Origin of the sequence: Knoellia sp. 3-2P3 (genome assembly GCF_029223115.1) — a bacterium.
GTDB lineage: Bacteria > Actinomycetota > Actinomycetes > Actinomycetales > Dermatophilaceae > Pedococcus_A.
In genome coordinates, this window is sequence record NZ_JARGZE010000005.1 from 1 (window position 1) to 25217 (window position 25217).

The following is a 25217-nucleotide window of genomic DNA, read 5'->3' on the forward strand; positions in this document are numbered from 1 at the left end:
GGGGGGGGCGCGGCATACCGGCTCATCGATTTGCCGCGACACGTTAGCCTTGCGGGAGGCGCGCAGTGCTCGCGCCGTCACACACGAACTTCCAGGGCTCTTTTCAAAGGCAGAGGTGGGCAGTGCCTACAGGCAAGGTCAGGTTCTACGACGCGGACAAGGGCTTCGGCTTCATCGCCGGTGACGAGGGTGAGGACGTGTTCCTGCACGCCAGCGCCCTGCCGGAGGGCGTCACCACGCTGAAGAAGGGCACCCGCGTCGACTTCGGCATCGTCGAGGGTCGCCGCGGCGCCCAGGCCCTGTCGGTGCGCGTGCTCGAGCCGTCGCCCAGCGTCGCCGCGGGCAAGCGCGAGCAGACCCGCAAGAAGCCCGAGGAGATGGTCGTCCTCATCGAGGACACCATCAAGCTGCTCGACGACGCCTCCACCTCCCTCCGCCGCGGTCGCCGGCCCGACAAGGCGCACGGCGACAAGCTCGCCACCGTGCTGCGCTTCCTCGCCGACCAGCTGGAGTCCTGAGGTGGCTGCCCCCAAGCACGACGCCGTGCTGAAGGCCTCGGTCGATCTGGCCCGCGAGGCCGCCGAGTCGATCGCCGAGACCGGCAGCGTCGGCGGCCACCTCGGCATGGAGATGGTCGACGAGCGGCTGGCCACGCACTACTTCGCCTGCACCGCCAAGGCCTACCCCGGCTGGCGCTGGGCGATCACGGTCGCCCGGGTGCCCCGCGGCAAGGTCGCCACGGTGTGCGAGACCAACCTCGTGCCCGGCGAGGGCGCGCTGCTCTCGCCGGAGTGGGTGCCGTATGCCGAGCGGCTCGCGCCCGGTGACGTCGGGCCCGGCGACGTGCTCCCCTACCGGGAGGACGACCCCAACCTCGAGCCCGGCTTCGAGGCCACCGGCGACGAGGACGTCGACCAGATGGCGCTCTGGGAGCTGGGACTGGGGCGCAAGCGCGTGCTGTCGGCCGAGGGCCGCGAGGCCGCGGCCCAGCGCTGGTACGAGGGCGACAGCGGTCCGCACTCCGAGGTCGCCGAGAAGGCCCCGGCCCCGTGCTCGACGTGCGGCTACTTCCTGCCCATGGCGGGAGCGCTGAGGTCTTTTTTCGGCGTGTGCGCCAACGCCTGGTCCCCGAGCGACGCCCGCGTCGTGAGTCTTGACCACGGCTGCGGCGCCCACTCCGAGGTCGACGTGGAGAAGCAGCTGCCGGTGCCCGTGGGCGAGCCGCTGGTGGACGAGCAGGCCTACGACCTGGTCTGAGCGCCGGTCCGAGCCCCGGTCTGAGGTGCGGTTGCTGGTGCGGTCGGTGGTTCGGGTGGTGCTGCGGCCCTGCCCTCAGCGGGCGTCGGAGGCGTTGCCACGCCCGCGGCGCACGTAGCCGTAGCCGAGGAAGCCGAGCACGATCCCGGCGACACACACCCACGGCCACCACGAACGGTCGCCGGTGTGCAGGGCCGGCACGGCGAGGGTGACGACCAGCGCCACGGCCCAGATCGCGATGCCCCACAGCACGACGTGGGTCGTGCGCCACGGCAGCGGCTGCGGCTCGGTGACCTGGGGTGTCGAGCGGCTGGTCGGGCCGTTGGTCGGCCGGCTGGCGCTGGACTGTCTCACGTCTGCAGCCTAGCCGCAGGACAAACCGCCACAGGCCCTACTCTTCTGTCCATGTCGAAGTCCTCCACCGCGACGCGCAGGGCCGTCTCCACCGGCGCCCTCGACTCGTTCTTCCAGATCACCGAGCGTGGCTCGACCGTCGGACGCGAGGTCCGCGGCGGTCTGGCCACCTTCTTCACGATGGCCTACATCATCGTGCTCAACCCGCTCATCATCGGCACCCAGGCCGACTCCACCGGGCAGTTCCTCGGGGGCGGCACCGCCCCGAACCTGCACATGGTGGCCGCCGCGACCGCCTTGGTCGCCGGTGTGATGACCCTGCTCATGGGTGTCGTCGCCAACTACCCGCTGGCACTGGCCACCGGCCTCGGCCTCAACGCCTTCGTCACGTTCGGCGTGGCCAAGCTCCCGGAGATGACCTGGGCCGACGCCATGGGCCTGGTGGTGCTCGAGGGCATCATCATCACGGTGCTGGTGCTCACCGGCTTCCGGCAGGCGGTCTTCAAGGCGATCCCCGCCCAGCTCAAGACCGCGATCAGCGTCGGCATCGGCCTGTTCATCACCATCATCGGGTTCGTCGACGCGGGCTTCGTGCGCAAGCCGGCCGGCGGCCCGGTGCCGGTCGAGCTCGGCATCGGCGGCTTCCTCACGGGCTGGCCGCTGCTGGTCTTCGTCGCCGGCCTGCTGGCCATCATCGTCATGATGGTCAAGGGCGTGAAGGGAGCGATCCTCTACGGCATCGTCGGCGCCACCGTGCTCGCGGTCGTCGTCGAGACCATCGCCAAGATCGGCGGTCAGGCCAACGACAAGGGCGAGGTCGTCAACCCGGCCGGCTGGGGCCTGAACGTCCCGGCGATCCCCAAGACGATCGTCGACCTGCCGGACTTCGGCCTGCTCGGCCAGTTCAGCCTGCTCGGCTCGTTCTCGAAGATCGGCGGCGTGGCCGCCCTGCTGCTGGTCTTCACCCTGCTGCTGGCCGACTTCTTCGACACGATGGGCACGATGGTCGCGATCGGCTCCGAGGCCAAGCTGCTCGACAAGGAGGGCAACCCGCCCAACGCCGAGAAGATCCTCATCGTCGACTCCGTCGCCGCCATGGCCGGTGGCGCCGCCTCGGTCTCGTCGAACACCTCCTACATCGAGTCGGCCTCCGGTGTCGGCGAGGGCGCGCGCACCGGTCTGGCATCGGTGGTCACCGGTGTGCTGTTCCTGCTGGCGACCTTCCTGGCGCCGCTCGTCAACATCGTCCCCTACGAGGCGGCCACGCCCGCGCTCGTCATCGTCGGCTTCCTGATGATGCAGCAGGTCAAGGGCATCGACTGGGACGACCTCGAGATCGCCATCCCCGCGTTCCTCACCATCGTGCTGATGCCGTTCACCTACTCCATCACCGTGGGCATCGGCGCGGGCTTCGTCGTCTACACCCTGATCAAGGTCGTCCGCGGCAAGACCGCCCAGATCCACCCCATCCTCTGGGGTGTCTCGGCGCTGTTCGTGGTCTACTTCGCGATCGATCCGCTGCGCAGCGCCGCCGGCCTCTGACCTTCGGCGCCCCGCGCGTATGCCGGGTGGTCCCCGCACGGGGCCACCCGGCATACGCGTCTGCGGGGTTGTCACCCCTCGCCGGAATAGTTAGCACAGGTAATGAGTTGTGCTAAACATCTAGTGAGGAGGGACCCATGAGGTCATCGGACCGCCGCGCGGTGAGCGCGGGCCTGTCGCCCTCCGCTGTCGCCGCCGTGGCCGGCGAGATCCGCCTGGCCTGCATGCGCATCTCGCGCCGCATCCGTTTCGAGAGCACCCACGAGGTGCCGCCGCACCAGTTCAGCGTGCTGGCACGGCTGCAGGAGGCGCCGCGCACGCCGGGTGAGCTGGCGGAGATCGAGCGGGTCAGCGCCCCCAGCATGACGCGCACGGTGGCCGCGCTCGTGGAGCGTGGCCTCGTCGCACGCACCGCCGACCCCTCGGACGGGCGGCAGGTCATCCTGTCGCTGACCGACGAGGCGAAGCGGGTGCTCAAGGAGATCCGCCGCCGACGCGACCAGTGGATGACCGTGCGCGTCAAGGCGCTCAGCCCCGAGGACCAGGAGGTCCTGCGCAAGGCCGCCGCCATCCTGACGAGGGTGGCCAGCGAATGAGCCCGACGTTCTCGTCGCTGTCCATCCGCAACTACCGCATCTACGCCACCGGCGCCTTCATCTCCAACATCGGCACGTGGATGGGCCGGGTCGCCCAGGACTGGCTGGTGCTCACCGAGCTCACCGACCACTCGTCGCAGGCGCTGGGCATCGTCACCGGGCTGCAGTTCCTGCCCTTCCTGCTGCTGGCGCCGTGGGCCGGCATGATCGCCGACCGGTTCCCCAAGCGGCGCACGCTCGTCCTCACCCAGACCGGGCTGGCGGCCTCGAGCCTGTTGCTCGGCCTGCTCGTCGTCACGGGGGTGGCCGAGCTGTGGATGGTCTACGCCATCGCGCTGTTCACCGGTGTCGCCACCGCCATCGACAACCCGGCCCGCCAGTCGTTCGTCTCCGAGATGGTGCCGCGCGACAAGCTGGCCAACGCCGTCTCCCTCAACAGCGCGTCGTTCAACGCCGGGCGGCTGATCGGCCCGGGCATCGCCGGCCTGACCATCGCCTGGTTCAACACCGGCGTGGCGCTTCTGCTCAACACCCTGACCTTCGTGGCGGTGCTCGTCGCGCTCGTGCTGCTGCGGCCGAGGGAGCTGCGGCCCGCTCCGGTCACCCGGGGCAAGGGCGCCATCACCGACGGGCTGCGCTACGTCAGGAACCGGCCCGACCTCATCCTCGTCATGGGCCTGGTGTTCGTGCTCGGCACCTTCGGCATGAACTTCCAGATCACCACCGCCCTGATGGCGACCCGCGAGTTCGACAAGGGGCCCGAGGAGTACGGCCTGCTCGGCTCGATCATGGCGATCGGGTCGCTGGCCGCGGCCCTGCTCTCGGCTCGCCGCTCCGAGCCGCGGCTGCGCATCCTGCTCACGGCCCTCGTGGGCTTCGTGCTGGCGACCGCTGCGGCTGCGCTCGCGCCGACCTACACGCTCTTCGCCGTCGCCCTCGTGCCGGTGGGCCTCGCCGCCCTGACCGCGCTGACCACCGCCAACGCGATGGTGCAGCTGCGCGTCGAGCCCTACATGCGGGGCCGGGTCATGGCGCTCTACATGGCGATCTTCATGGGCGGCACGCCCGTCGGGGCGCCCATCATCGGCTGGATCGGCGACGTCTTCGGGCCCCGCTGGACCATCGCGATCGGCACCGTGGCCGTGGGAATGGCGCTGGCCGGTGTTTCGGTCTGGCTGGCCCGCCACGAGAATGTCCGCGTGAGCTACGAGTCGCAGCGACGTCCCCGGTTCCGGGTCAGCACCTCGCCGGTGTCCGAGGCCGTGCCCGAGGCGGCCCGGTGACCCCGGCGTTCCGGCGACGGGTCACCATCGCGGTGCTGGTGGCCGTGGTCGCCGTGGCCGTGGTCGCCGCGCTCGTCGGCTGACTGGTTCGGTCGGCGGCTGACTACTTCGGGTAGCACATCGGCGGAACGGTGAGCCGCAGCTCGTACCCGGCGGGGCAGACGAGCTGACCCAGCGCGTTGGTGACGGGCTCGACCGGCTCGGGCGCCGACGTCGTGGTGGGGGAGGGGCTCGAGGTCGACGTGGGGGTCGACGTCGGCTTCGGCTTCAGCGGCTTTGTCAGGTCTTCGACGACACCGCCCACGCCCGTGGTCGACGAGGGTGAGGGGGTCGGGCTGGTGGTCGCCTCGTCGCCCGAGCCGCCGGTGGTGCCCGAGCCGGAGCCGGAGCCGCCGGCCGCGCGAGCCGACGGCGTCGAGCGCGGGGACGGTGCCGACGCGGTGGAGCCCTTCGCTGCGGTCCCGCCCTCCGGTGCGGAGGACCCCGAGGGGAGGTAGGGGGTCGCGGCGCGCTGGGCCGCGGAGAGGTCGCCGCTGGGCAGCACGGTGACTCCGCGCCGGTAGCCGTCGGCGATGGCGACGACCTGGCTGACGTAGGCGTCGCTGTGGTTGTAGCGCAGGACCGCCGAGCGGAGGTCGGAGCCCTGGGTGAGGTCACCGGGGCCGGAGCAGAGGTAGACGGCGGTCGAGGTGGCCGCGTCGGACATGTTCTGCGGGTTCTTCGTGCCGTCGCCGTCGGCGTCGACCCCCACCGTGCGCCAGGTGCCGGGGATGAACTGCATCGGCCCCACGGCGCGGTCCCACTCGGTGTCGCGGTCGAGGGCGCCGCCGTCGGTGTCGCGGATGACCGCGGTGTCGTTGCTGCCGTCCAGCGGCAGCCCGTAGATGCCCGGGCGGACGGTGCCGGACTCGTCGAGGCCGTTACCGGCATACCGTCCGTGGTCGCTCTCGACCTTGCCGATCGCGGCGATGAGCGCCCAGTCGATCCCGCATGCGGGGTCGGCCGCGTCGACCAGCGTGGCGCCCCGCTTGTAGGCGTCGAGGGCGCGCGAGGGGATGCCGCTGGCCGCGAGGGCAGGGGCGAGGTCGGGGCTGGTGGCCGACGGCAGCGAGGGCGCCACCTCGTCGGGGATGGGCGGCAGCGGCGGCAGCACCGGGGCCGCGGGACGCGTCAGCGGTGTGGCGGGCACCGTCACGATGGGCTTGGACCCGGCGGTGACGTGCTCCGCCGACGCCCCACCGGTGCCGACGAGCACCGATCCGCTGCCGATCAGGGCCACCGCCGGCAGGGCGCCGGCAAAGGTGCGCCAGGTCAGTCGCACGTCCCGCGTCATTGCGTGCTTCTCCTCGTGTCCGCGTGCCCCATCCCCGGGGTGGTCCACCCGGACCAACGACGGGCCGGCGCGCAGGTTACGCCCGAAAGGGCGCGTTCGCAGGTCAGAGGCGCTCGACGATGTGCTCCACACAGGCGATCAGGGCCGACACGTCGTCGGGCTCGACGGAGGGGAACGTCGCCACGCGCAGCTGGTTGCGGCCCAGCTTGCGGTAGGGCTCGACGTCGACGACGCCGTTGGCGCGCAGGGTCTTGGCCACCGCGGCCGCGTCGACGTCGTCGGCGAAGTCGATGGTCGCCACGACCTGGGAGCGCGCGGCCGGGTCGGCCACGTAGGGCGTGGTGTAGGACGTGCGCTCGGCCCAGTCGTAGAGACGCCCGCTGGAGTCGGCCGTGCGCTTGACCGCCCAGTCGAGACCGCCGTTGCCGTTGATCCACTCGAGCTGGGCCTTGAGCAGGGCCAGGGTGCCGACGGCCGGGGTGTTGTAGGTCTGGTTCTTGCGGGAGTTGTCGATCGCGGTCGGCAGCGAGAAGAAGTCGGGCACCCAGCGGCCTGACGCGGCGATCTCCTCGACCCGGGCCAGGGCGGTCGGGGAGAAGACCGCCAGCCAGAGGCCGCCGTCGGCCGCGAAGCACTTCTGCGGGCCGAAGTAGTAGACGTCGGACTCGCGGACGTCGACGGGCAGGCCGCCGGCGCCGGAGGTCGCGTCGATGAGCACGAGGGAGCCCTCGTCGGCGCCGGCGACCCGCTTGACCGGGGCCATGACGCCGGTGGAGGTCTCGTTGTGCGGCCAGGCGTAGACGTCGACACCGGCCTCGGCCTGCGGGGAGCTCAGCGTGCCGGGCTCGGCCTTGATGACGGTCGAGTCGCCGAGGAAGGGGGCGTTCTGGGTGACGCTGGCGAACTTGGACGAGAACTCGCCGAAGCTCAGGTGCTGGGCGCGTTCGCGGACCAGGCCGAAGGCGGCGATGTCCCAGAAGGCCGTCGAGCCGCCGTTGCCGAGGACGACCTCGTAGCCGTCGGGCAGGCCGAACAGCTCGCCGATGCCCTCGCGGACCGCGCCGACGAGGTTCTTCACCGGGGCCTGGCGGTGCGAGGTGCCGAGCACGGTCGTGCCGAGGGAGGCGAGGTAGTCGACCTGCTCGGGCCGGACCTTCGACGGACCGGAGCCGAACCGCCCGTCCTGGGGCAGCAGCTCGGCGGGGAGGGTCAGCGGGGCGCTCTCGGTCACGTCAAGTCACCTTCGGGTTCGGTGGCCGCGGTCTGCGGTCGGCTGGCTGGTGGTCTGGCGACGCCGTTGTCGGCCACCAGTCTGGCACCGCTGTCCGCTCTGTGGGACGTGAGGTCCACCAACCGGACGTTCCGCCCGCCTTTCGTGCAGCAACTTCTGCTAGCAGAAGTTGCTGCCGCCGACCCACGTTGCTGCATACCCGTGCGGCAGCATCCTGTGCTGTGTCGTGATGAGTCGAGTCGCAGCGGACCCGTTGAGGTCAGGCTCCGAGGCGGCCGCGTGCCCGCGCGATGGCCGCGTCGAGCCGGGTCCGCACCACGGGGGCGTCATCGGCCTCTGCCCAGACGAAGCGCACCACCTCGCGCTCGGTGCTGCGCAGTCGGTCCTCGCGCCACTTCTCCAGGGCGAGCGCCTTGCGCAGCTGTTCTGGCGCCGGGTTCATGAGCCCGCCTGAGTACTTCGCGAGGCCGTCGAACTCCACGATGACCGGGTCGTCGTCGAGTACGAAGTCAACCCGCCAGCGCCGACCCCCGGCGGTCACCTTCACCTGCGGCGTGAACTGGTAGCCCAGGGCGCGCATGGTGTGTGCCAACCGGGTCTCCCCGACCGACTCGTGGCGACCATCCGCGTGCGCGAGGAGGGTCCGCACCCCATGAATGCCGGGGAGCCGGCTGTGCGCCCTGACCGCGGCCTCGAGCTCCTCCTTGGTGACCAGGCCGTCGTGGAGTGCGCCGTCTGCCGCCACCAGGCTCTCGAAGGGGAATGGCGGGAGACCGTCTCGTGGAGCGTGGAGGCCGGCCTGGACGACCGCGGTCGCGACCGGCACGGTGAGGAAGCCGTCAGCGGTCTTCACCGGATCGACACCGCACGCCGGGTGCAGGACGGCCGCCGCTCGCCGACGGGTGTGGTCGTCGTCGGTGCGGCAGACGTGGGCGGTCTCGAGGTCCGACTTCCACAGCCGAACACCGTGGAGCACCAGCGCGGACTGGTGACTCGCCACTACGCGGCCCTCGAACGACCGCAACAGGGCGATGGTCAGGAGGCGGTGTTCGGCCCGGGCAGTCTCCCACTCGTCCTCGCCCTCCCACGGTGGACGGTCCGCGTCGGGCGAGCCGACGGCATACCAGCCGCGGATGAGCCGGCGGATCTCGCCCTGCCTGACCATCCGGCGCAGATCGGACGGTCCGAGTCCCAGCGTGGTGGCGTCGCGGGTCGACACCACGTTGTGCCGGGCGAGGTCGTGCAGCTCCATCCCGGCAGGGTGCCGGATGCAGCAAGGTCGGCGCTGCGGGCCTGTGGACAACTCGGGTCGCGCAGGCCGTTGCGGTCGCCCGACTCAGCAGAGACTGCTGCCGCAGGGGTATGCAGCAACATAGGTAGTCGGCAGCAACCCCTGCTAGCAGAAGTTGCTGCAGGGGAAGGCGGTCAGCCGCGCCAGCCGGCGACGGACTCCACGGGCCGCGGGCCGGGGCCGACGTAGCGCGAGCTGGGCCGGATGAGGCGCCCGGTCTTCTTCTGCTCGAGGATGTGCGCCGACCAGCCGGCCGAGCGGGCGCAGGTGAACATGGGCGTGAACATCGACGCGGGCACCTCGGCGAAGTCGAGGAGCACGGCCGCCCAGAACTCCACGTTGGTCGCCAGCACCCGGTCGGGGCGCCGGGCGTGCAGCTCGTCGAGGGCAGCCTTCTCCAAGGCGGCCGCCACCTCGAAGCGGGGCGCGCCCAGCCGCTCACAGGTCGCCCGCAGCACCCGGGCGCGGGGGTCCTCGGCGCGGTAGACGCGGTGGCCGAAGCCCATGAGCCGCTCGCCCTTGTCGAGCACGTCCTTGACGTAGGCCGTGGCGTCGCCGGTCTGCTCGACGCCCTCGATCATGTGCAGCACCCGCGAGGGGGCACCACCGTGCAGCGGGCCCGACATCGCCCCGACGGCACCGGACAGGCAGGCGGCCACGTCGGCGCCGGTGGAGGCGATGACGCGGGCGCTGAAGGTCGAGGCGTTCATGCCGTGCTCGGCAGCCGAGACCCAGTAGGCGTCGACGGCTTCGACGTGACGCGGGTCGGGCTCGCCGCGCCAGCGGATCATGAACCGCTCGACGATGGTCTTTCCCCTGTCTACCTCGCGCTGCGGGATCATCGGCTGCTGCAGCCCACGGGCCGACTGCGCCACGAACGACAGCGCCGTCACCGAGGCGCGGGCGAGGTTGTCGCGGGCGGTCTCGGGGTCGATGTCGAGCAGCGGCCGGAACCCCCACAGCGGGGCGAGGGTCGCCAGCGCGGCCTGGACGTCGACCCGCACGTCACCGGAGTGGATCGGCAGCGGGAACGGCTCGGCGGGCGGCAGGCCCGGGTCGAACTCGTTGTCGACGAGTAGCCCCCACACCTGGCCGAAGGAGACCCGGCCGACGAGGTCGTTGATGTCGACGCCGCGGTACCGGAGGGCGCCGCCCTCCTTGTCGGGCTCGGCGATCTCGGACTCGAACGCGATGACTCCCTCGAGCCCTGGCTTGAAGTCACTGTCGGACATCGGAGGTCCCCATCCCTTGCTCGGCGTCGTTGTCGGCGCTGCCATTCTGCACTGTCGGCGTGATGGGCCAACATGGCGTCCATGCACATGTCTGCGACGCCCGTATGGTGACCCCTCGCCTGACCGCCGACGGCGACTTCGACGCCGAGGTCTTCACCGGTGACCTGACCGGGCAGGACGCCGGGAGCGCACGCTTCCTGGAGTGCCGGTTCGAGGAGTGCGACCTCACCGAGCTGCGGGCACCGCGGGCTCGCTTCGCGGACACGACCCTGTATGCCGTGCGCGGAGCCGGCGTCGACCTCGCCGAGAGCGAGTGGCTGGACTGCGTCGTCTCGGGGGCGCGACTGGGGGCGGTGCAGCTCCACGGGTCCGAGCTGCGGCGGGTGCGGGTCGAGGGCGGCAAGATCGACTACCTCAACCTGCGCGGGGCAGACCTGCGGGAGGTGGCGTTCGTCGACTGCGTGCTGACCGAGCCCGACTTCGGTGCTGCGACCCTGCAGCAGGTCACCTTCGAGGGCTGCCGGCTCGTGGGTCCCGACTTCAACCAGGCGCAGATGAAGGCGGTCGACCTCAGCGGGGCACACCTGGCGGCACCGCGCGGGCTGGCCAGCCTGTCGGGCGCGACGATCTCCCGCCTCCAGCTGTTCGACCTCGCCCCCGGGCTGGCCGACCAGCTCGGCATCACCGTCGCCGACTGAGCCCTATTGCCTGCCGTCCCTGGCGACCCGCTTGTCCCGCACGGCGAGGGTGGGCTTGCCCTCGTCCTTCATGTCGAACAGGTCGGTCGCCTCGAGCAGCCTGCTGAGCTTGGCGTAGCCGTAGTTGCGCGGGTCGAACGACGACTGGTTCGCGATGTGCTGGCCGACGGTTCCCACGAGCGCCCAGCCGTCGTCGTCGGCGGCCCCCTGAACGGCCCGGCGGAGCAGCGTGACGAGCTTGGCGTCCTTCTTGAGCTCGGTGGTGGGCACCCGCAGCCGCGCAGGCCGGGCCTCGGCCTCGGTCGTGTCGGCCGCCGCGGTCTCCTCCTCCTCGACGTCGAGCTGGTCGAGCACGAGGAACCGCGAGCAGGCGCTCTTGAAGGGCTCCGGGGTCTTGCGCTCGCCGAACCCGTAGACGGCTGCGCCCTTCTCGCGCAGGTGCATGACGAGGGGGGTGAAGTCGCCGTCGGAGGAGACGATCGCGAAGGCCTCGGGCCGGTCGGTGTAGAGCAGGGCCATGGCGTCGACGACGAGCGCCATGTCGCTGGCGTTCTTGCCGCTGGTGTAGTCGTACTGCTGCATGGGCCGGATGGCGTTCTCGTGGAGCACCCCCGCCCACCCCCGCAGCTCGGGCTTGGTCCAGTTGCCGTAGGCGCGCCGGATGCTCGTCTCGCCATAGCCGGACAGCTCGTTGAGGATGAGGTCGATCCGGCGGGCCGACACGTTGTCGGCGTCGATGAGCAGCGCGATCCGCGCCTTGGCTTCCATGCGGCTGCACGCTAGCCGACACCGCGTCGTAGGGTCCTGCCTGTGCCCTTGCTGCTCGACCTGACGCCGCTGCGCGTCAGCCCCGAGTACCGGCGGCTCTACACCGGCTTCACGTTCAGCAACATCGGCTCGCAGATGGCCACGGTGACCATCGGCCTGCAGGTCTACGACCTCACGAAGTCCACGGCCGCGGTCGGTCTCGTCGGTCTCTTCGCGCTGGTGCCACTCGTCGGGCTCGGGCTCTACGGCGGCTCGCTCGCCGACCACCACGACCGCCGGCTGGTCGCGCTCGCGGCCCAAGGCGCCAGCTGGCTCACCAGCATCCTGTGCGCGGTGCAGGCCTTCCTGGGCAACACCAACGTCTGGGTGCTCTATGCCCTGGTCGCCATGTGGAACGGCTCGTTCGCCGTGGCCTCGCCGTCGCGCACCTCGATCTACCCGCGCATCCTCGAGTCCCGCCTGGTGCCGGCGGCCAACGCGCTCTCGGTGTTCGCCATGAACGCCTCGCTCACCGTCGGCCCGCTGCTCGCGGGCGTGCTGGTCGACTGGGGAGGCTTCCGCACGGCCTACGCCGTCGACGCCGTCGTCACGACGGCCGCGCTGTGGGGGCTCTGGCGCCTGCGTGCCCTGCCGCCCGAGCCGCACGACGACGAGCACGCCGCGACGAGGCCCGGGCTGCGTTCGGTGCTCGACGGCTTCCGCTTCCTCAGCACCCGGCCCAACGTGCGCATGACCTTCGTGGCCGACATCGCCGCGATGCTGCTGGCCCAGCCCCGGGTGCTGTTCCCGGCTGCCGGCGCCGTCATCTTCGGCGGCGGCGCCAAGACGGTCGGCGCCCTCAGCGCCGCCGCGGCGGTGGGCGGCATCGTGGCCATGGCGTTCTCGGGCCGGCTCGGCCACGTGCGACGCCAGGGCGTGGCGATCCTCGTCAGCATCGTCGGGTGGGGCTTCGCCATCGCGGGCTTCGGCGTGGCGATGCTCGCCAGCGGTGGCGCCCTCACCCAGCAGCAGGCGCTGTGGGCCGGGCTCGCCTGCATGGCCGTGGCCGGGGCGTCCGACTCCGTGAGCGCCGTCTTCCGCACGACCATCCTGCAGTCGGCCACGCCCGACCACCTGCGCGGGCGCCTCCAGGGCGTCTTCATCGTCGTCGTCGCGGGCGGCCCGCGGCTCGGGGAGCTGGCCGGCGGCCTCGCGACGAAGGTGCTGGGGGAGGGCTGGACCGCCGTGGTCGGTGGCCTGCTGTGTGTCCTGGCCATCGGCGTCCTCGCCCGCCTGCAGCCCGGCTTCGTCCGCTACGACTCCCGCCACCCGACGCCCTGACGGCGCGCCAGGTGCGCGTGGGCGAGGGCTGCGATCAGGCCGAGCGGCGGTGGCGCACGTCCTCGTCGGTGCGCATCGCCCAGCGCACCACCGCGGTCGCCGCACCACCGAGCGGCCGCCCCACCAGGTGCTCGGTGACCGGCAGCCACGGCAGCCGCAGCGGCCGGCGGGCCCACCGGGGCAGCATCGCCACGGCACCGGCCGCCAGCGCGGCATACCCGGTTCGTGCGGCCAGCGGCAGCGGCGGGTGCACGAGCAGGAAGCGGGCCGCCTCGCGCGCCTCGGGGGTGCTGGCGAGCTCGGGGCGGTAGGCCTCGATGCCCTCACGCAGCTGCGCCACGGTCGTCGGCGGGTCGAGCACCCCGAGGCGGCTGGCGACGACGGCGGTCTGCTCGACGTAGGTGTCGGCCTCCCCGGGGGTGAGGGGCTGCTGGGCGTAGCGCTGGTAGGAGGTGAGGAAGCTGTCGGCCTCGGTGAGGTGCACCCAGCGCAGCAGGTGCGGGTCGTCGGCGGCGTAGGCCCGACCGTCCGGGGCGACCCCGCGCACCCGGCGGTGGATGCCGCGCACCCGGGCGATCTGCCGCTCCGCGTGCTCGATCGTGCCGAACGTCGTCGTGGCGAGGAACTCGCTGGTGCGCTGCAGGCGGCCCCACGGGTCGCCCTTGTAGCCGGAGTGGCCCGCGACGCCGGCCATGGCCAGCGGGTGCAGCGACTGCAGCAGCAGGGCGCGGATGCCGGCCGGGAACATCGAGGCGTCGGCGTGCACCCGCCAGATGGGGTCGTCAGGGGCGAACCACCGTGGGCCCTCGGTGAGCCAGATCGCTGCGGCCTTCTCCCGGGCGTCCTCACCGGCCACTCGCGACCGCAGGGCGCTCGCGAGCTGGGTGCGCGCCAGGCTGAGGGCGGGGTCGAGTGGGCTCACGTGACGTCGAACGGCACAGCGGCGCTCGAGGTTCCGCCCGTTCAGGCCTCGCCCGGGCGCACCAGACCGGTCTCGTAGGCGGCGACCACGGCCTGCACCCGGTCACGCAGGCCCAGCTTCATCAGCACGCTCGAGACGTGGGTCTTCACCGTCGCCTCGCCGAGGTAGAGGTCGGCGGCGATCTCGGCGTTCGACATCCCGCGGGCCAGCAGGGCGAGCACGTCGCGCTCGCGGGCGGTCAGCGTGTCGAGCACGGCCGACCGCTGGGTCCGTCCGGGCGGCGCGGCGGCGAACGACTCGATCACCCGCAGCGTGACCGAGGGGTCGAGCAGCCCACCGCCACCGGCCACCGCGCGCACGGCGTCGATGAGCTGCTCCGGCGGCGAGACCTTGAGCAGGAAACCGCTCACCCCCGCCCGCAGCGCGCCCTCGAGGTACTCGTCCTCGCCGAAGGTCGTGAGGACGACGACCCTCGTCTGGGGGCTGGCGGCCAGCACCCGCCGTGACCCCTCGATGCCGTCGACGTGGGGCATCCGCACGTCCATCAGCACGACGTCCGGGCTGGTCTGCGCCACGACGTCGACGGCAGCCGCGCCGTCCGCGGCCTCGCCGACCACCTCGATGTCGGGCTCGGCCGACAGCACCATGCGCAGCCCGACCCGCACCATGGCCTCGTCGTCGACCAGCGCCACCCTGATGGTCATGACCACCTCCGGTCGAGGGGGAAGCGGGCGTCGACCTCGAAGCCGCCGCCCGGCACCGGCCCGGCGTCGAACGACCCGCCGAACATCGCGGTGCGCTCCCGCAGCCCCACCAGGCCGTGCCCGCCGACCGTGCCGGTGGCGGGCTCCGCCCCGTCGCGGTCGGTCACGCCCGAACGCCCCGCGCCCCGGCCGTCGTCGGCGACCACGACGCGGATGTCGTTGTCCTGCCGGTGGATCCGCACTTGGGCGTGAGCCTGAGGTGCGTGCCGGAGCACGTTGGTCAGGCCCTCCTGCACGACCCGGTATGCCGCGACGTCCAGGGCGCGGGGCAGCTCGCCGAGGTCGCCGCTCACCTCCAGGCTCACGTCGAGCCCCGCGGCGCGCACGTCGGCCACCAGCTCGTCGGCCCGGGCGAGCGATGCCGGGGCCACGGGCGCTGGCGTCTCGGAGTCGTCGCGCAGGATGCCCACGGTCGCCCGCAGCTCCTCCACCGACTGCCGCCCGAGCCGCTCGAGGCCGAGCATGACCTCGCGCTCGGCCGGGCGGTCGCGCAGCACGTCGTCGAGCTGGCGGCGCAGGCCCCCGATCTGCAGGGTCATCACGCTCACCGAGTGCGCCACCGAGTCGTGCACCTCGCGGGCGATCCGGGCGCGCTCCTCCACCACGGCGGCGTGGGCGCCGGCCTCGCGCTGGGCGTCGATCTCGGCGGCCATCGCGGCGAGCTGCCGGCTGCGCTGCTGCTCCCGCCGCACGAGGGTGCCGGTCCACCAGGCGGGCACGAAGATCGCGGGGAAGAAGATGGTGTCCCAGGTGAGGCCGTGCTGCACGGCATCGGTGGCGACGAAGACGGCGATGCTGACCAGCACGGCCGCCCGCGACCGGGTGCGGGTGTCGGCGAAGCCGGCCCACGCCACGGCGATGAGCATGGAGATGAGGCCGGTGCCGCCCGGACCGGGTGCGCCGAGCAGGGTGCTGAACGGGTAGAAGCAGGCCACCGCGACGGCCCCCACAGCGGGCCAGCGAGCGGCGACGAGGAAGCCCGCACTGATCCAGGCCGAGGCGAGTGCGAGCTCGGCGAAGTGGACGTGGAACTCGGGGTCGAACCACGCCTCGTTGAGGCCGAGCAGGCCCATGGCCACGGCCGCGGCATACGGCACGAGCCGCGGGTCGCGCAGGCGGGCGGTGGTCGACATGGCCGAAACCCTAGGGCGGCAGGGGCGCCGGCGTATCCCCCTTGGGAGGGAGAGGTCGGCGAGGAGGTCCGCCTCGTGGGGGAGGCCGGCTCGGTGCGCCGCGGGGGAGCCGCGCTGAGGGCGGGCCGGCGGAGGGTTGTCCCGTCGCCGAGCACCGGTGGACGCCCGGAGGGTCCGGGCCACGAGAACGACCTCGAGAAGGAATCGCCATGACCGCCAACACCTCCACCCTCGGCGCCACCGACCGCGCCGCCGCACCGTCCACCTCCGGGGCCGCCGAGGATGCCCGGCGCGCCTCGTCCCGGGTCCTGCCCGTGGCTGCCGCGACCGCCCTCGTCGCCGGACCCGTCCTCTGGTCGCTGGGGATGTTCACCTCCCCGCCGTCCGACTCCATGGCCGATGCCGACTACATCGCCTCCCTGGCGCGTGACACGACGATGACCCAGGTCTCGGCGCTCTTCCTGCACTACGGCAACCTCGCGATCGCCCTCGGGGTGCTGGCCGCGCCGTCGCTGGTGCGCCGGGCCCGTGGCGCGTGGCTGACGGTGGTCGGGGCGCTGCTCACGACCATCGGCTTCGCCAACGTGTCGGGCATGGTGCTCAGCGACTGGTGGAACGCCTCGGCCGGCCGCGCGCTCTCCAGCGAGCAGGCCGTCGAGGTCTTCCGCGGCGTCAAGGAGGCCTCGCTGCTGTGGATGTGGGACGGCACCGAGCTGTTCAGCCTGGTCGGGCCGATCCTGCTGCTGGTCGGGCTCGCCCGGGCCGGGGTGCTGGGCTGGTGGACCATCGCACCGTTCCTCGGTGGCGTCGCCGGGCTGATGGCCTTCGGGGCCGGCTCGCCCGTCGTGGTCGCGGTGATGGTGCTCATCGGGTTCTCGCCCTTCGCCCTCATCGGCCTCCGGCTCGTGCAGCGCAGCCGCCTGCACCAGTAGGCCCGCACAGCACGGGACCCATCACGACGGCGCCCGCCCTCCGCGTTGACGGAGGGCGGGCGCCGTGGTGCTCATGGGGCCTTCGAGCGGGAGACCCCCTACCGCGGCCGGCGCTTGGGCAGCTGGCGGGGGAGCTGCCGCACCCGCTCGGACGTGGAGGGCATCTCGTGAGGCGCCTTGCGCATGGTCAGGTCACTGCGGGCGACGAGCTCGGCCAGCGGCGTGGTGGTGGTGGGATGCGCCGCGATCGGCTCCTCACCGGAGAACACGACCCAGACCGGCTCGTCCGACTCCTGCCGCGGGTCGAAGGTCTTCAGCACACTGCCCTCCCGCACGGTGGCGGCGTGCTCCACCGCGCGGCGGCGGGCCTTCTGGCGCTCCATCGCCTTCTTGGCCGCCGCCATCGCCGGGTCCTTGGCCTGTTGCGCGAGCACGACGACGTGGGGGCCGTACTTCACGCCCCACTTGACGATGTTGCCGACTGCCTTGCCCCGATCTGGCATTCGCGCCTCCCTGTGTCGTGGCTGGGCTCTCACCCTAATCTCGTGCCATGACCGATGCGCACCGTGTGGACTACACCGGCGAGGGGCTCTCCGAGGTAGATGTCGCCCCGACACCCTGGCAGCAGGCGCAGCAGTGGGTGGCCGAGGCCCAGGCGCGCTCGCGCGAGCTCGGAGACGTGCCCGAGCCGCTCGCGCTGTCCGTGGCCACCGTCGACCCCGACGGCCGGCCCAACGTGCGCACGGTGCTCATGCGCTTCTTCGACGAGCGGGGGCCGGGGTTCGTCACCAACACCGAGTCGACCAAGGGCCTGGAGATCGCCGCGACCGGCGGCATCGCCGCCTCGCTCACCTGGCCGGCGATGTTCCGCGCCATCCGGTTCCGCGGGGCCGCCGAGCCGCTGACCCGTGAGGAGGTCGCGGGCTACTTCGGTTCGCGGCCCTGGGCCTCGCGCATCAGCGCCTGGGCCTCGCAGCAGTCGCGGCCGATCGAGGGCAGGGCGGACCTCGAGGAGGCCTACGAGCGGTATGCCGCGCAGTGGCCGGACCGCGGCAACGTCGACGACGTGCCCGTCCCCGACTTCTGGGGCGGCTACCGGGTGGTCTGCGACGAGGTCGAGTTCTGGGCCGGCCGGCGCAGCCGGTTGCACGACCGCCTCGTGTTCACGCGCGTGGGGGAGGGCTCGCTCGACGAGCCCACCGCGTGGCGGCTGCACCGCCGCCAGCCCTAGCCGTCCTCAGCCGGTTGCCGGGGAGGGCTCGGTCAGGTCCGGCCTGCCGTCGCTGTCGCGGTCGCCCTCGGTCGGCTCGCGCTCCTTGCGGCGCAGCAGGAAGCCGGCCACCGAGAGCACGACGATGGTGGCGGTGAGGATGCCGATGAGCCAGATCATGTCCTGGAACTCCGGCTTGCCGAGCAGCTCGGGCGCCTTCACCGACAGGACGACGATCTCCTTCAGGGACGCGATGATGCCGACGAGGATGAACGGCTCTGCGACGAGCTCGCGCCGCGAGAGCGTGGTGCGCACGGCGAAGAGCAGCTCGACGACGATGAACACCAGCAGCAGCAGGTCGAGCACCTTCGCGGCGACGTCGGTGACATCGTTCGTGCCCAGCTTGAGGAACTCGAGGACGGCACGGACGAGGACGACGGCGGCGATGACGAACAGGATCGCCGCGACCACGAGGTAGACGACGTTCTCGGCCCGCTCGATGGCCTTCTCGGTCCAGTCCTTCATGGGGGCATCCTCGCGCCGAGCCGGGGCTCAGCACCACGACACGCCGAGTGGTCGTGTGACGGAACCCCATCTCGCGACGTGGTCTACCCGTCCGTATGACGGGATGGGGTGGCGGGGTTCTGGAGTCGGGGACGTCGCTGGCCCTAGTGTGACCGGTGCCACACCAGACGCGAGCGCCACCGTCGCCGTTCGCCCGTGGCCCCTTTCCGGGCCGCCTGCGAACCGCGAGGAGAACACCGTGCCCCGTCCTGCCCTGCCCGTCCATCCTGTCGTCGCCGACGTCACCGCGAAGGTGGCCGAGCGCAGCCGTGCCAGCCGCGCGGCATACCTCTCGCGCATCTCGACGGCCGCGGCCGAGCGCGGCCTGCGGCCGGCTCGGGCCGACCTCGGGTGCAGCAACCTCGCCCACGCCGTCGCCGCGTGTGGCGGCTCGGACCGGGTCGCGATGACCGGGGCGAGCGCGGTCAGCCTCGGGATCGTCACGTCCTACAACGACATGCTCTCGGCCCACGCGCCCTACGAGCACTACCCGCAGGCCATCAAGGAGACCGCCCGGGAGGTCGGGGCCGTGGCGCGGGTGGCCGGCGGCGTGCCGGCCATGTGCGACGGCATCACCCAGGGCCGGGCCGGCATGGAGCTGAGCCTCTTCAGCCGCGACGTCATCGCCATGTCGACCGCGATCGCCCTCTCGCACGACGTCTTCGACGGTGCGCTGATGCTCGGCGTCTGCGACAAGATCGTGCCCGGCCTGGTGGAGGGGGCCCTGACCTTCGGGCACCTGCCGACCGCGTTCGTGCCCGCCGGCCCGATGGCCTCGGGGCGGTCGAACGCCGAGAAGGCCGAGGTGCGCAGGGCGTTCGCCGACGGGAAGGCGGGGCGCGAGGAGCTGCTCGAGTCCGAGATCGCCAGCTACCACTCACCGGGCACCTGCACCTTCTACGGCACGGCGAACTCCAACCAGCTGCTCATGGACGTCATGGGGCTGCACCTGCCGGGCGCCGCGTTCGTGCACCCCGACGACCCGGTGCGCGCGGCCCTGACCGACGCGGCCACCCGGCGGGTCGCCGAGATCGCCTCGGGTGAGCAGGTCTACGGCATCGGCCAGGTCGTCGACGAGAGGGCGGTCGTCAACGGGGTCGTCGCGCTGCTGGCCACCGGCGGCTCGACCAACCACACCATGCACCTGGTCGCCATGGCCGCCGCGGCGGGCATCCACCTGACGTGGGACGACTTCGATGAGCTGTCGGCGGTGGTGCCGCTGCTCGCCCGGATCTACCCCAACGGCCCCGCCGACGTGAACCACTTCCACGCCGCCGGTGGCACCTCCTACCTCGTGCGCACCCTGCTCGACGCGGGCCTGCTTCACGAGGACGTGCAGACCCTCGCCGGGCCGGGCCTGTCCCTCTACACCCAGCGTCCCGTCCTCGACGCCGAGGGCGCCCTGGTGTGGGAGGACGTGCCGCTGGAGTCGGGCGACCGCGACGTGCTGCGCCCGGCGACCGACCCCTTCGCGCCCGACGGCGGTCTGCGGATGCTGCGCGGCTCGCTCGGCAACGCCGTCATCAAGGTCTCGGCGGTCGCGGAGGAGCACCGGGTCGTCGAGGCGCCGGCGCGGGTGTTCACCGACCAGGTCGGCTTCCTCACCGCCTTCTCGCGGCGCGAGCTCGACCGCGACGTCGTGGTCGTCATCCGCGAGCAGGGCCCGTCGGCCAACGGCATGCCCGAGCTGCACGCCCTCACGCCCTCGCTCGGCGTGCTCCAGAAGCGGGGGTATGCCGTGGCGCTGGTGACCGACGGCCGCATGAGCGGGGCGTCGGGCGCGATCCCCGCGGCCATCCACGTGACGCCGGAGTCGGTGCACGCGGGGCCGATCAGCCGGGTGCGCGACGGCGACGTGGTCCGCCTCGACGCCGATGCCGGCACGATCGACGTGCTGGTCGACCCCGTCGAGCTCGCCTCCCGCCCGCCGGCGATGCGGGCGGCACCGGAGGAATACGGCACCGGGCGCGAGCTCTTCCACCCGCTGCGCACCGCCGTCGGCCGCGCCGACGAGGGTGCCCACGTCTTTGCCACACTGGCTCGCACCGCCGAGCTCGGTGACCACACCCTGACCCCCACCATCACCCCCCAGCAGGAGCAGACCCGGTGAGCCCCACCTTGCAGCACCACGAGATCCGCAGCGGCGCCGACGTGCTCGACATCTCGCCCGTCATCCCCGTGGTGGTTGTGGAGTCCGCCGAGCAGGCGGTGCCGCTCGCGCAGGCCCTGCTGCGCGGCGGCATACCGATCATCGAGATCACGCTGCGCTCGGAGGCCGGGCTGGCCGCGATCGAGGCGGTGGCCAGCGAGGTCGAGGGCATGGTGGTCGGCGCCGGCACCGTGCTGACGCCCGAGCAGGTGGCCCAGGTGCGTGACGCCGGGGCGCAGTTCCTGGTGACACCCGGCTCACCGCCGCGGCTGCTCGAGGCGGCCGTGGGCTCCGGCCTGCCGCTGCTGGCGGGTGCCGGCACCCTCACCGAGATGCTCACCCTGGCCGAGGCCGGGCTGACCGCGATGAAGTTCTTCCCGGCCGAGGCCAGTGGCGGTCGGCCGTACCTCTCGGCCGTCGCCGGCCCGTGCCCGCACCTGCGGTTCTGCCCGACCGGCGGGGTGACGCCTGAGAACGCCCGCGACTACCTGGCCCTGCCCAACGTCGGCTGCGTCGGGGGCTCGTGGCTGACGCCGAAGGACGCGCTGGCCCGGGGCGACTGGGCGCGGGTCGAGACCGTGGCCGCCCAGGCCGCCGCCCTGCGCCCCTGAACGACCTTCGGTGTCGGCGGGCATGGAACAGCCCGCGGGCCTGCCTGCCGAGACGAGCGGCTGGCACTGTGCAGGGGACGACCTGCACGACCCGCGGGCTGCGGTGATGCTGGTGGGATTGCGCGTCAGCGCAGTTGCCGTGCGCCTAGCGCCCAGTCACCTCACGCGTCCAATGAGAAATCACTTCCTGGACCACCTCCCTTCCGTGTGCCACGACGGTAAGCCGGGGTTCGGCGTCGAGGCAACACATTTCGGGCACCGAGATGGATGGCGGTCCGAGGCCGGACTCAGACCGAGGCGACGACCTCGTCGTAGTCGAGACGGGGGAGGCGCTGGAGCCAGGCGTCCTCGCCCGGCTTGCCGATGTTCATGACCACGAGGGTGCGGTGGCGGCCGTCGGGGAAGAACTCGCGGTCGACCGCCTCGGCGTCGAGGCCGGTCATCGGTCCGACGGCCAGGCCGGCCGCGCGCACGCCCATGGTGAAGTAGCCGATCTGCAGGGCGGCGTTGAGCTTGGCCGCCTCCTCCCGGGCGCTCTCGTTGCCGGCGAAGAGGTCGCGGGCGCCGGGGAAGTGGGGGAACACCCTCGGCAACTCGTCGTGGAAGTCGACGTCGGCGGCCAGGATCGCGACGAGCGGGGCGCTCTCGGTCTTGGCCTTGTTGCCGTCGGCCATGAGACCCACCAGGCGGGCGCGGGCCTCGTCGCTGCGGACCAGCACGATGCGCAGCGGCTGGTTGTTCATCGAGGTCGGCGCCCACTTCACCAGGTGGTAGATCGCCTTGACCTGCTCGTCGGTGACGGGCTCGTCGGCGAAGGTGTTGGCGGTGCGGGCCTCGCGGAACAGCAGGTCCTGGGCCTCGGGGTCGAGCGCGAGGGGGGCGTCGAACTCGGCCTCGTAGTCGGTCAGGGTGTCGGGGGAGATCTGCGTCATGCCTCGTTGAACGTTCAACGAGAGGCTCCTATTCCGCCGCGGGAGGAATATCTGCCGGGGTTTTTGCCCTCACTCGCCCAGAGATGTCCGTTCCGTCCCCACCGTAGCGGCTGGCAGGGCCGGGCCGTCCCACGGGCACCCGCACGAGCCGCGCACCACGACCCGGGTGGGCAGCACCTGGGGCTCGACGTCGCGGGTGCGCCCCTGGATCCGTTCGTGCAGCCGGATCGCGCCCCACCGGCCGAGCTCGGCGGTGGGCTGCTGCACCGTGGTCAGGCCGGGGGCGACGTACCGCGACGCCATGAGGTCGTCGAAGCCCACCAGGGCGACGTCGTCGGGCACCCGCACCCCGCGGCGGGCCAGGTGCGCCATCGTCGCGAGGGCCAGCTCGTCGTTGGCGCAGACGAGGCCGTCGACGCGCCCCGGGTTGGCCATGAGCACGTCGACGGTCTGCGGCGCGGACTCCTCGTCGAACCACGCCGGCACGGGCGGGAGCGCCTCCGCGACCCCGGCGGCCGCCAGCGCGCCGGTGAACCCGGCATACCGCTCGTGGATGTCGTAGGACGCCTCGGGGTCGCCGGCGAAGAGCAGGCGGGTGCGTCCGTGGCCGAGCAGGTGCTCGGTCAACGCCGCGGCACTCTCGCGGTTCTCCGTGACGACGCTGTCGCACCCCTCGAGCGGTGCCCGGCCGAGGAGCACGGTCGGGGTGCTGCGGGCGAGGGAGCGGACCAGCGCGTCGCTGGCGGTGCCGTGGGTGAGCACCAGCCCGTCGACGCGGGCGGTGAGCGAGCGCAGGGTCGCCTCGAGGTCGGCGGCCGACCCGGACAGCACCACCACGACCGACTGGCCGTACTGCGCCGCCGTCGACTCGAAGCCCGCCAGGAGCTCGGCGAAGTAGGGCCCGGTCAGGCCCGGCAGCACCAGCCCGTGGGCCTCGTGGCGCGGGGTGTCGACTGCCCGGGAGGCGCGCAGCGGCACGTAGTCGAGCTCCTCGACGGCCCGCAGCACCTTCTGCCGGGTGACCGGGGACGTGCGCGCCGAGCCCTGGAGCACGCGGGAGACCGTGGCGATCGAGACCCCCGCACGCTCCGCGACGCTGTAGATCGTGACCGGGCGGTCGTCGCCCGGGCTCACGCCGGTGCCTCCATGGGAGGTCACCCTGCCGGGGAGCCCGACAAAGCACAAGGGCACCGCCGGACCCGGCCGGGGGTACACCCTCAGGACACCTGCTCGAAGGGGTTGGGGATGGCCTCCAGCAGGGTGCGGGTGTAGCTGTCGGTGGGGTTGCGGATGACGTCGAGCGCCGGGCCCTGCTCGACGACGCGGCCGCCGTTGAGCACGATGATCTCGTCGGCCAGCAGCCGGGCGCTCAGCAGGTCGTGGGTGATGTAGAGGACCCCGAGGTCGCGGGTGCGGACGAGCTCGTGGAGGAGCTCGAGGATCTCGGCGCGGATCGAGACGTCGAGGCTCGAGATCGGCTCGTCCGCCACGACCAGCTGGGGGTCGGCGGCCAGGGCGCGGGCGATGACCACGCGCTGGCGCTGCCCGCCGGACAGCTCGTACGGGTAGCGGTCGAGGAACCGTGCGCTCGGCGTCAGCGCCACCGTCTCGAACAGCTCGGCCGCGGCCGCGTCGGCGTCCTTGGCGCCCAGCCCCCGGTGGTTCCGCAGCGGGCGGGTCAGGGTGTAGCGCAGGGTGAGTGCCGGGTTGAGGGAGGAGTACGGGTCCTGGAAGACCATCTGCACGTTGCGCCGGTAGTCGCGCAGCGAGCGGGTCCGCAGCCGCTCGACCGCGGTCTGGGTGCCGTCGCTGCCGGTGAAGCGGATGGTGCCCGCGGTCGGCCGCTCCACCCCGGTGATCATCCGGGCCAGCGTGGTCTTGCCGCTGCCGCTCTGGCCGACGAGCGCCGTGACCTCGCCCCGGCGGAGCTCGAAGCTGACGTCGGTGACGGCGTCGGTGCGCTCGACCCGCAGCCCGCGGCGGCGCTCGAACACCTTGGACACGCCGTCGACGGTGAGGAAGACCGGCGCCTGCAGGGCCCGCTCGGAGTCCGCGCTCGTCTTGACGAACTCCGGTCCGGCGAACCGGCGGGTCGGCTCGGGCAGGTCGGCGACCGTGTCGGCGCCGGGGGTGCGCTGGAGCCGGGCCACGTGGCAGGCGGCGCTGCCCCGGCCGAGCGGGGCGAACTCCGGCTCGACGCTGGTGCAGCGCTCGATCGCCTCCGGGCACCGCGGCGCGAACCGGCAGCCGTCGAGCGGCCGGCTCAGGTCCGGCGGACGGCCCGGGATGTAGGTGACTCGCACGGTGTCGGCCCGGGGGTTGCTGTAGGAGCCGAGCAGCCCCTTGGAGTAGGGGTGCAGCGGGTCGGCCACCAGTCCGGCGGCCGGCTGCTCCTCGGCCAGCCGGCCGGCATACATCACCAGGATCCGGTCGGAGAGCTCCATCACCGTGCCGATGTCGTGGCTGATGAACAGCACCGCGAAGCCGAGCTCCTTCTGGAGCCGGCGCACCGCGTCGAGGATGGAGCGCTGCACGACGACGTCGAGCCCGGTGGTGGGCTCGTCGAGCAGCACGAAGCGCGGCCGGTTGACCAGGGCGAGGGCGAGGTTGACCCGCTGCTTCATGCCGCCTGAGAGCTCGTGCGGGTAGGCGCTCATGAACTTCGGGTCGATCATGACCATCTCGAACAGCTCGCGGACCCGGCCGCGCACGGCGTCCCCGCGCAGGTCGCTGTGCTGCTCGATGGCGTCGCGGAACTGCGCCTCCACCCGCATCACGGGGTTGAGCGAGTTCATGCTGCTCTGGAACACGGTGGCGATGTCGCGCCAGCGCCGCACCCGCAGGTCGTCCTCGGGGGCGGTGGTGATGTCGTCGCCGTCGAAGGTGATGGAGCCGCCGCTGATCCGGCCCGGCCGCTCGAGCAGCCGCAGCAGGGCCATGGCCAGGGTGCTCTTGCCGCTGCCCGACTCGCCGATGAGGCCGACGAACTCGCCGTCGGCGATGTCGAGGCTCACCCGGTCGACCGCGGTCAGCGACGGCTGGCTCCGGGGCTCGTAGCGCACGCTGAGGTCGCGCACCTGGAGAAGGGTCATGAC

Annotated in this window: 25 protein-coding genes; 11 read left to right on the forward strand and 14 right to left on the reverse strand. The window is 72.4% G+C overall.

Going from position 1 to position 25217, the window contains the following annotated elements; genetic code table 11:
- Positions 1 to 122: 122 nt before the first annotated feature.
- Both P0Y31_RS14390 and P0Y31_RS14395 read left to right on the forward strand, forming a co-directional pair.
- Positions 123 to 518 carry a cold shock domain-containing protein gene (locus P0Y31_RS14390; RefSeq protein WP_275870540.1) on the forward strand — a complete coding sequence of 132 codons (396 nt, stop codon included), beginning with the start codon at positions 123 to 125 and terminating at the stop codon, positions 516 to 518.
- A gap of 1 nt (position 519) precedes the next feature.
- Complete coding sequence (locus P0Y31_RS14395; protein WP_275870543.1) at positions 520 to 1257, forward strand: DUF3027 domain-containing protein; 738 nt, start codon at positions 520 to 522, stop codon at positions 1255 to 1257.
- A gap of 75 nt (positions 1258 to 1332) precedes the next feature.
- Here the strand turns inward: P0Y31_RS14395 and P0Y31_RS14400 are convergent, their stop codons facing one another.
- Positions 1333 to 1611 carry a DUF2530 domain-containing protein gene (locus P0Y31_RS14400; protein WP_275870545.1) on the reverse strand — a complete coding sequence of 93 codons (279 nt, stop codon included), beginning with the start codon at positions 1609 to 1611 and terminating at the stop codon, positions 1333 to 1335.
- Between the two features lie 51 nt (positions 1612 to 1662).
- On the opposite strand from P0Y31_RS14400, the gene P0Y31_RS14405 reads away from it, so the two are divergent.
- From P0Y31_RS14405 to P0Y31_RS14415, 3 genes are all read left to right on the forward strand, one after another.
- Positions 1663 to 3153 carry an NCS2 family permease gene (locus P0Y31_RS14405; RefSeq protein ID WP_275870547.1) on the forward strand — a complete coding sequence of 497 codons (1491 nt, stop codon included), beginning with the start codon at positions 1663 to 1665 and terminating at the stop codon, positions 3151 to 3153.
- Between the two features lie 137 nt (positions 3154 to 3290).
- Entirely contained in the window at positions 3291 to 3749 is a 459-nt protein-coding gene (locus tag P0Y31_RS14410; RefSeq protein WP_275870550.1) for a MarR family transcriptional regulator, read from the forward strand.
- The gene (locus tag P0Y31_RS14415) at positions 3746 to 5032 is read left to right on the forward strand and encodes an MFS transporter (RefSeq protein ID WP_275870552.1); all 1287 of its coding nucleotides are present in this window, start codon (positions 3746 to 3748) and stop codon (positions 5030 to 5032) included. Before P0Y31_RS14410 ends, P0Y31_RS14415 begins: the two co-directional genes overlap by 4 nt.
- Positions 5033 to 5135: 103 nt before the next feature.
- Here the strand turns inward: P0Y31_RS14415 and P0Y31_RS14420 are convergent, their stop codons facing one another.
- The 4 genes from P0Y31_RS14420 to P0Y31_RS14435 form a co-directional block, all read right to left on the reverse strand.
- Complete coding sequence (locus tag P0Y31_RS14420) at positions 5136 to 6365, reverse strand: lytic transglycosylase domain-containing protein (RefSeq protein ID WP_275870555.1); 1230 nt, start codon at positions 6363 to 6365, stop codon at positions 5136 to 5138.
- A gap of 103 nt (positions 6366 to 6468) precedes the next feature.
- Positions 6469 to 7596 carry a phosphoserine transaminase gene (gene serC / locus P0Y31_RS14425; protein ID WP_275870557.1) on the reverse strand — a complete coding sequence of 376 codons (1128 nt, stop codon included), beginning with the start codon at positions 7594 to 7596 and terminating at the stop codon, positions 6469 to 6471.
- 259 nt (positions 7597 to 7855) lie between these two features.
- Complete coding sequence (locus tag P0Y31_RS14430; RefSeq protein ID WP_275870559.1) at positions 7856 to 8848, reverse strand: type IV toxin-antitoxin system AbiEi family antitoxin domain-containing protein; 993 nt, start codon at positions 8846 to 8848, stop codon at positions 7856 to 7858.
- 173 nt (positions 8849 to 9021) lie between these two features.
- Positions 9022 to 10119 (reverse strand): citrate synthase 2, encoded by a 1098-nt coding sequence (locus P0Y31_RS14435; RefSeq protein ID WP_275870561.1) that lies wholly within the window; start codon positions 10117 to 10119, stop codon positions 9022 to 9024.
- A gap of 107 nt (positions 10120 to 10226) precedes the next feature.
- On the opposite strand from P0Y31_RS14435, the gene P0Y31_RS14440 reads away from it, so the two are divergent.
- Complete coding sequence (locus tag P0Y31_RS14440; RefSeq protein WP_275870563.1) at positions 10227 to 10817, forward strand: pentapeptide repeat-containing protein; 591 nt, start codon at positions 10227 to 10229, stop codon at positions 10815 to 10817.
- Positions 10818 to 10820: 3 nt separating this feature from the next.
- Here P0Y31_RS14440 and P0Y31_RS14445 read toward each other — a convergent pair whose 3' ends face one another.
- Positions 10821 to 11585: an NYN domain-containing protein gene (locus P0Y31_RS14445; RefSeq protein ID WP_275870566.1), complete on the reverse strand. Its 765-nt coding sequence runs from the start codon at positions 11583 to 11585 to the stop codon at positions 10821 to 10823.
- 42 nt (positions 11586 to 11627) lie between these two features.
- Here P0Y31_RS14445 and P0Y31_RS14450 point away from each other — a divergent pair, with 42 nt between their 5' ends.
- Positions 11628 to 12905 carry an MFS transporter gene (locus P0Y31_RS14450; RefSeq protein ID WP_275870569.1) on the forward strand — a complete coding sequence of 426 codons (1278 nt, stop codon included), beginning with the start codon at positions 11628 to 11630 and terminating at the stop codon, positions 12903 to 12905.
- Between the two features lie 34 nt (positions 12906 to 12939).
- Here P0Y31_RS14450 and P0Y31_RS14455 read toward each other — a convergent pair whose 3' ends face one another.
- The 3 genes from P0Y31_RS14455 to P0Y31_RS14465 are packed head-to-tail and all read right to left on the reverse strand — an operon-like array spanning position 12940 to position 15724.
- Positions 12940 to 13827: an oxygenase MpaB family protein gene (locus P0Y31_RS14455; RefSeq protein ID WP_275870571.1), complete on the reverse strand. Its 888-nt coding sequence runs from the start codon at positions 13825 to 13827 to the stop codon at positions 12940 to 12942.
- A 41-nt stretch (positions 13828 to 13868) separates the two neighbouring features.
- Entirely contained in the window at positions 13869 to 14531 is a 663-nt protein-coding gene (locus P0Y31_RS14460; protein ID WP_275870573.1) for a response regulator transcription factor, read from the reverse strand.
- Entirely contained in the window at positions 14528 to 15724 is a 1197-nt protein-coding gene (locus tag P0Y31_RS14465; RefSeq protein ID WP_275870575.1) for a sensor histidine kinase, read from the reverse strand. The genes P0Y31_RS14460 and P0Y31_RS14465 overlap by 4 nt, the downstream gene beginning before the upstream one ends.
- Before the next feature lie 209 nt (positions 15725 to 15933).
- On the opposite strand from P0Y31_RS14465, the gene P0Y31_RS14470 reads away from it, so the two are divergent.
- Positions 15934 to 16656, forward strand: coding sequence for a hypothetical protein (locus P0Y31_RS14470; RefSeq protein WP_275870577.1), 723 nt, complete (start codon positions 15934 to 15936; stop codon positions 16654 to 16656).
- 98 nt (positions 16657 to 16754) lie between these two features.
- Here the strand turns inward: P0Y31_RS14470 and P0Y31_RS14475 are convergent, their stop codons facing one another.
- The gene (locus tag P0Y31_RS14475; RefSeq protein WP_275870580.1) at positions 16755 to 17159 is read right to left on the reverse strand and encodes a hypothetical protein; all 405 of its coding nucleotides are present in this window, start codon (positions 17157 to 17159) and stop codon (positions 16755 to 16757) included.
- A 47-nt stretch (positions 17160 to 17206) separates the two neighbouring features.
- On the opposite strand from P0Y31_RS14475, the gene pdxH reads away from it, so the two are divergent.
- Positions 17207 to 17887: a pyridoxamine 5'-phosphate oxidase gene (gene pdxH, locus P0Y31_RS14480; protein WP_275870583.1), complete on the forward strand. Its 681-nt coding sequence runs from the start codon at positions 17207 to 17209 to the stop codon at positions 17885 to 17887.
- A gap of 6 nt (positions 17888 to 17893) precedes the next feature.
- On the opposite strand, the gene P0Y31_RS14485 is transcribed toward pdxH, so the two are convergent.
- Positions 17894 to 18391: a phosphate-starvation-inducible PsiE family protein gene (locus P0Y31_RS14485; RefSeq protein ID WP_275870586.1), complete on the reverse strand. Its 498-nt coding sequence runs from the start codon at positions 18389 to 18391 to the stop codon at positions 17894 to 17896.
- Positions 18392 to 18629: 238 nt separating this feature from the next.
- Between P0Y31_RS14485 and edd the strand changes: the two genes are divergently transcribed.
- Both edd and eda read left to right on the forward strand, forming a co-directional pair.
- Positions 18630 to 20540 (forward strand): phosphogluconate dehydratase, encoded by a 1911-nt coding sequence (gene edd / locus P0Y31_RS14490; protein ID WP_275870588.1) that lies wholly within the window; start codon positions 18630 to 18632, stop codon positions 20538 to 20540.
- A complete protein-coding gene (gene eda, locus P0Y31_RS14495; RefSeq protein WP_275870590.1) occupies positions 20537 to 21190 on the forward strand; it encodes a bifunctional 4-hydroxy-2-oxoglutarate aldolase/2-dehydro-3-deoxy-phosphogluconate aldolase in 654 nt (217 codons plus the stop codon). Before edd ends, eda begins: the two co-directional genes overlap by 4 nt.
- Before the next feature lie 287 nt (positions 21191 to 21477).
- Here eda and P0Y31_RS14500 read toward each other — a convergent pair whose 3' ends face one another.
- From P0Y31_RS14500 to P0Y31_RS14510, 3 genes are all read right to left on the reverse strand, one after another.
- Positions 21478 to 22122 (reverse strand): malonic semialdehyde reductase, encoded by a 645-nt coding sequence (locus tag P0Y31_RS14500; RefSeq protein ID WP_275870593.1) that lies wholly within the window; start codon positions 22120 to 22122, stop codon positions 21478 to 21480.
- A 69-nt stretch (positions 22123 to 22191) separates the two neighbouring features.
- Positions 22192 to 23256, reverse strand: a complete 1065-nt coding sequence (locus P0Y31_RS14505; protein ID WP_275870595.1) for a LacI family DNA-binding transcriptional regulator — start codon at positions 23254 to 23256, stop codon at positions 22192 to 22194.
- Between the two features lie 83 nt (positions 23257 to 23339).
- A complete protein-coding gene (locus P0Y31_RS14510; RefSeq protein ID WP_275870597.1) occupies positions 23340 to 25214 on the reverse strand; it encodes an ABC transporter ATP-binding protein in 1875 nt (624 codons plus the stop codon).
- Between the last annotated feature and the right edge of the window lie 3 nt (positions 25215 to 25217).